Origin of the sequence: Glycomyces lechevalierae (genome assembly GCF_027622945.1) — a bacterium.
GTDB lineage: Bacteria > Actinomycetota > Actinomycetes > Mycobacteriales > Micromonosporaceae > Glycomyces > Glycomyces rutgersensis.
This window is the reverse complement of record NZ_JAPZVQ010000030.1, coordinates 1-5,637: the sequence shown is the minus strand read 5'-3', so window position 1 is coordinate 5,637 and position 5,637 is coordinate 1. Positions and strand designations below refer to the sequence as shown.

At 70.2% G+C, this 5,637-nt stretch carries 4 protein-coding genes; 2 read left to right on the top strand and 2 right to left on the bottom strand.

The window, feature by feature from the left end; translation table 11 throughout:
- Nucleotides 1-93: 93 nt before the first annotated feature.
- Nucleotides 94-1,017 (bottom strand): EamA family transporter, encoded by a 924-nt coding sequence (locus tag O2L01_RS25525; RefSeq protein ID WP_270124870.1) that lies wholly within the window; start codon nucleotides 1,015-1,017, stop codon nucleotides 94-96.
- 71 nt (nucleotides 1,018-1,088) lie between these two features.
- Between O2L01_RS25525 and O2L01_RS25520 the strand changes: the two genes are divergently transcribed.
- Together O2L01_RS25520 and O2L01_RS25515 are read left to right on the top strand one after the other, a co-directional pair.
- On the top strand, nucleotides 1,089-2,021 hold the full coding sequence (locus tag O2L01_RS25520; protein WP_344469075.1) for a LysR family transcriptional regulator: 933 nt from the start codon (nucleotides 1,089-1,091) through the stop codon (nucleotides 2,019-2,021).
- 67 nt (nucleotides 2,022-2,088) lie between these two features.
- Nucleotides 2,089-4,134, top strand: coding sequence for a beta-galactosidase (locus O2L01_RS25515; protein WP_270124868.1), 2,046 nt, complete (start codon nucleotides 2,089-2,091; stop codon nucleotides 4,132-4,134).
- A 114-nt stretch (nucleotides 4,135-4,248) separates the two neighbouring features.
- On the opposite strand, the gene O2L01_RS25510 is transcribed toward O2L01_RS25515, so the two are convergent.
- Nucleotides 4,249-5,226, bottom strand: coding sequence for a glycoside hydrolase family 11 protein (locus tag O2L01_RS25510; RefSeq protein WP_270119545.1), 978 nt, complete (start codon nucleotides 5,224-5,226; stop codon nucleotides 4,249-4,251).
- Nucleotides 5,227-5,637: the final 411 nt, after the last annotated feature.

Sequence of the window (5,637 nt, the reverse complement as noted above, 5' to 3'; positions counted from 1 at the left end):
GCCCCCGCCCCCCCCCCCCCCCCCCCCCCCCCCCCCCCCCGCCCCCCCCCCCCCCCCCCCCCCCCCCCCCCCCCCCCGACGCGATTCGTACGATCAAGCCGAGGCGGGCTCCGGCGCCGGCTCGGGCCTGCGCTGCGGCTCGCGGGCCGTCCGGCCGAGCGTGACGCTGCCCAGCAGCACCCCGCCCACGACGAGGACGCCGCCGATCGCCGCCATGGGCGACACGCGCTCGCCCAACAGGATCCAGGCCGCCGTCATGCCCACGACCGGGACCAGCATCGAGAACGGCGCCACGACCCCGGCGCGGTGGCGCGCCATGAGCCATGTCCACAGCCCCGACCCCGCGATCGTGCCGATCACGACGGTGTAGAGCAGTCCGACGACCGCCCCGACCGCGGTCGGCTCGTCCCAGCTCGTCAGCGAATCCCCGATCCGCGCCGGACCCTCCACGACGAGCGCCAGCGCCAGCATCGGCACCGGCGGCACCGCGCTCATCCACAGCGTGAGGTGGAACGGGTTGGCGGCCTTGGCCTGCCGGTTGCAGATGTTGCCGATGGCCCAGCCGAGCGCGCCCGCCAGTGTGAGCAGGAACGGGATCGCGCTGGCCTGCTCGGCGCGCTGCCAGCCGACGAGGGTGAAGCCGCCGACGGCGACGAGGATGCCGAGAATCTGGCGGCCGCTCACGCGTTCGCGCAGGAAGGTCGCGCCGAGGATCATCGTGAACGGCCCGGAGGCCTGGAGCACGAGCGAGGCGAGGCCGACGGGCATCCCGGTCGCCAAGCCCCAGTAGAGGAACGCGAACTGGACGGTGCCGAAGCCGAGGCCGTAGCCGACGAGCCAGCGCAGCGGCACGTCCGGTCGGGGGACGAGCAGCACGGTGGGGACGGCGATGAGCGCGAACCGCAGGGCGACGAGGAACATCGGCGGGAAGTGGGCGAGCGAGGCGTCGATGGCGATGAAGTTGAGGCCCCACATGAGGGCGACGGCCAGGGCGGCGAGGACGTGGCGGAACGGCATGGGCCCATCATGCGCGCCACAACTGTAAAGCACAATTGAAATGTGCTACAGGGTTCTTGTAGTATCGCTTCATAGACGTGCGCCACCTGGAACTGCTCCGCGAACTGGCCTTGCGCGGCAGTGTGACCGCTGTCGCCAAGGCCACGCACCGCACGCCCTCGGCGGTCTCGCAGCAGTTGAAGATCGCAGGACGCGAGTTCGGGATGGCGCTCGTGGAGCCCTCGGGACGCGGCCTGCGCCTGACCGAGGCCGGGCGTCTCCTGGCCGAGGGCGGCGCGGACATCGCGGCCGCGATCGCGCAGGTGCAGGCGCGGTGGGACCGGTTCCGGGGCGAGCCGAGCGGCGTCGTCACCGTGGCGGCCCTGCCGAGCGCCGCCACGTTCCTGTTCGCGGACGTGATGCGCCGCCTCGAGTCCACGGCGATCTCGTTGCAGTGCAGCGATTTCGACATCGCCGAGGTCGAGTTCGCGGACCTCGCGGTGGACAGCGACATCGTGATCGCGCACAGCTTCACCACGGCCCGGCCGAGCGGCGCGGGCACGCTGACCGTGGTGCCCTTGGCACTCGAGCCGCTCGACATCGCGATGGCCGCCGACCATCCGCTGGCGGAGCGGGAGACGGTGCGGCCGGAGGACCTGCTCGAGTGGGAGTGGATCGGCGTGCCGAAGGGCTACCCGTTCGACTCGGTCGTGGAGTCGGTCGAGCGGTTCACCGGCGTCCCCATGAACGTCGTGCAGCGGCTGCGGGACAACCGGCTCGTCGAGTCGCTGGTGGCCGGGAGCCGCCGCCTGGCCGTCCTGCCGCGCTTCACGACCCCGACCGGGGGCGGGCTCGTCCTGCGCGAGCTCACCGGCATCCCGTCCCGCCGGCACCTCTCGGCGATGGTCCGCCCGGACAAGGCCGAGCGGCTCGCGGTCCGCCATGTGCTGCAAGCGTTTCGCGAGGTCGCGCAGGGCGTCGAGGAGCGCCACCGGCGGTCGGCGGGGCCGGTGGTTACCGATTGACAACGCCCTGCCCGCACCGTAGGTTGTACCGGTAAATCTGCGCGTCGAACCAAGGAGCAGTCCAGTCGTGACCAGGAAGATCGTCCGCCACGCCCCGATCGTCAAGGGTGTGCCCCACCTGCTGCACGGCGGCGACTACAACCCCGACCAGTGGCTCAAGTCGAAGGAAGCGACCTGGAAGGAGGACATGCGCCTCGCCCGGCTCGCCGGGATCAACACCCTCTCCGTCGGCATCTTCGCCTGGGCCGCACTGGAGCCGGAAGAGGGCCGGTACGAATTCGGCTGGCTCGACGAGATCATGGACCTCATGGCGGAGAACGGGATCAGCGCCGTCCTCGCCACCCCCTCCGGCGCGCGCCCCGGCTGGATGAGCCACCGCTACCCCGAGGTCCTGCGCGTCAACGGGGACCGCTCCAAGAACCGCCACGGCGGCCGCCACAACCACTGCCTCACCTCGCCGGTCTACCGCGAGAAGACCCTCGCGATCAACACCGCGCTGGCCGAGCGGTACGGGAAGCACCCGGCCCTCGGCGTCTGGCACCTCTCCAACGAGTACGGCGGCGAGTGCCACTGCGACCTGTGCCAGGAGCGCTTCCGCGCGTTCCTGCAGGACAAATACGGCAGCCTCGACGAGCTCAACGAGGCGTGGTGGACCGCGTTCTGGGCCAAGACCTACTCGGACTGGTCCCACATCGAGTCGCCGAGCACGCACTGGCGCGGCGAGCAGGACATCCACGGCCTGCACCTGGACTGGATGCGGTTCACGACCGAGCAGTTCGTGGACTTCTACCTGCACGAGGCCGCGCCGCTCAAGGCGATCACCCCGGACGTGCCGTGCACGACGAACCTCATGGGCACCTACCCGGGCATCGACTACTTCCGCCTCGCGCAGGTCCTCGACGTGGTCTCGTGGGACTCCTACCCGCAGTGGTCGGGCACCGAGCGCGACGTGCGCACCGGGGCCGAGGCCGCCTTCCACCACGACCTGACGCGCAGCCTCAAGGGCAAGCCGTTCATGCTCATGGAGTCCTCGCCCTCGGCCACGAACTGGCGGCCGGTCGCGAAGCTCCACCGCCCGGGCGTGCACCTGCTGCAGTCGCTCCAGGCCGTCGCGCACGGCTCGGACACCGTGCAGTACTTCCAGTTCCGCAAGGGCCGCGGCGGCTCCGAGAAGTTCCACGGCGCGGTCGTCGACCACGAGGGCACCGAGAACACCCGCGTCTTCCGGGACGTGGCCGAGGTGGGCGCGCGCCTCGCCGAGCTCGACGCCGTGGTCGGCACGGACACCCCGGCGGAGGTCGCGGTCGTCTTCGACTGGCACAACCGGTGGGCCCTGGACGACATGAAGGGGATGCTGCAGCAGAAGACCGGCTACCACCGCACCGTGGTCGACCACTACAAGGCCTTCTGGGAGCAGGGCGTCCCGACCGACGTCATCGACTCCTCGCTCATCGCAGAGCCCGGCTACCTCGACCGCTACAAGGTCCTCGTCGCGCCGATGCTCCACATGCTCCGCCCCGGCGTGGCCGAGGCGGTGGACGCGTTCGTGCGCCGCGGCGGCACGTTCGTGGCGAGCTACGCGACGGGCTATGTGGACGAGAACGACCGCACCTTCCTGGGCGGCTTCCCCGGCCCGCTGCGCGACACGCTCGGCGTGTGGTGCGAGGAGATCGACGCGCTCTACGAGGACGACCGCAACGCCCTCGAATGGGACGGCCGCAGCTACGAGGCGTTCGACCTGTGCGAGCTCGTGCACGCCGAGACCGCCGAGGTCCTCGGCACCTACGGCGCGGACTTCTACGCCGGCAGCCCCGCGCTCACCGTCAACGCCCGCGGTGAGGGCCAGGCCTACTTCATCGCGACCCGCACCGGCGAGGACTTCCTCGACGACTTCTACCGCGGCCTCGTCGCCTCCACCGGCGTCGAGCGCGCCCTCGCGGCCGACCTGCCCGCCGGCGTGACCGCCCAGGTCCGCACGGACGGTCAGACGGACCATGTCTTCGTCCAGAACCTCAACCCGACTGCGGCCGCGGTCGACCTCGGCGCCGAAGGCATCCTCGAGCTCGCCCCGTTCAGCACGGCGATCCTCGACCGCCCCCGCCCGCAGGTCTGAGCCGCCGCCCGCGAAGCGCGCACACCGCGCTTCGCGGGCGAACGGCTTGCGGCCCAAGGCTGAACAACCGGTGGGAGGCCCCGGCCGCAGGGGTGCTGGGGCCTCGTCATCGGGCTAGCCGCAGGCGACGGTCGGCCAGTTCCAGTTGCCGTTGGCCTGGATGGTGAGGCCGAAGGTGTTGCCGCTGCCGTTCGGGGTGGCGACGAGCTGCTGCGCGGTCGGGTAGGAGGCGTTGCAGTTCCAGGTCGCGATGACCTTCGCGGGCGAGGGGATGTTCAGCGTGGTGCGCCAGTCGCTCTTCCCCGAGACGGTCACGTTGAGGTTGTAGCGGTCGCTCCAGCGCTGGCCGGCCGAGAGCGTCGCGGTGCAGGTGCCGCCGCCCCCGCCGCCGCCGCCGGTGGTGCCGATCGTGATGTTGGAGCTGCCGCTGGACTGGTAGCCCTCGGTCGCCAGGACCATGTAGTAGTTGAAGGACCCGAGGTTCAGGCCCGCGCGCGCCCACGCGTCGAAGTGGGTGCCGGTGTTGATGGTGCCGCCGGTGCGCTTGGACTGGCGGACGCTCCAGTACTGGTCGAAGGTCTTGGTGCCCTCCACGGACGGCTGGTTGTAGCGGGTGGTCTTGTAGATGTCGTACGTGCCGCCGTCGTCCGTGACGGTGCCGCGGCGGTCGTTCCCGCCGGGGCGGTAGGTGCCGTAGTTCTCGACGATGTAGTACTCGACGAGGGGGTTCGCGGTCCAGCCGTAGAGGGCGAGGTAGCCGTTGCCGGGGGAGTTGAAGCTGCCGGAGTACTGGACGGCGCGGCGGCCGCCGTTGGCCCAGCCCTTGCCGCCGACCCAGTTGTTGACGCCGTTCCAGGAACTGCTGTAGTTCCCGCCCGCGCCGAGGGTCATCGAGGCCGCGCCCTGGGTGTCGGTCCAGAACGAGTAGTAGTACCCGTCGTGCGTGCCGGTCTGGTTGGTGTTGACGACCTGCTGGGCCTGGGCCGTGCCGGGCAGGAACAGGCCGGTGGCGCCGATCGCGAGCGCGCTCGTGCCGCCGAGCAGGAGGTTGCGGCGGCTGAAGAGGCTGGGGGGCGGGTTGTGCTCGGACATCCGTACTCCTCGGAAGGGTTTGTCCGGCCTGCGGGAAGGACAGGTCGGATCGAGAGGCTTCTATCTCTCGATAGGGACCATCGTGGACCGCGCCCTGGAACGTGTCAATAAGTTTCGGAGAAGTATCGGAATATTTCGATCTTGAGAGCGGGCAATCGATCGCCATTTGCACTGCTGGGGAGCGATCTTCAACGAGAACCCTCGGAATCGGTCACCTGATCACCGTGAGTCGATTGAGGAGTGACTCCGAAACTTCCGGAAATTATCAAACGCGAATGTTCGCGTACAGCAGCATGTCCCGACGGACGCCGCCGATCGCCTGACGGCTCCGCAGCAGCCCCTCACGGGCGTAGCCGGCGCGCTCGGCGGTCCGGATCGACCCGGCGTTCCACGGCTCGATGTACAGCTCGA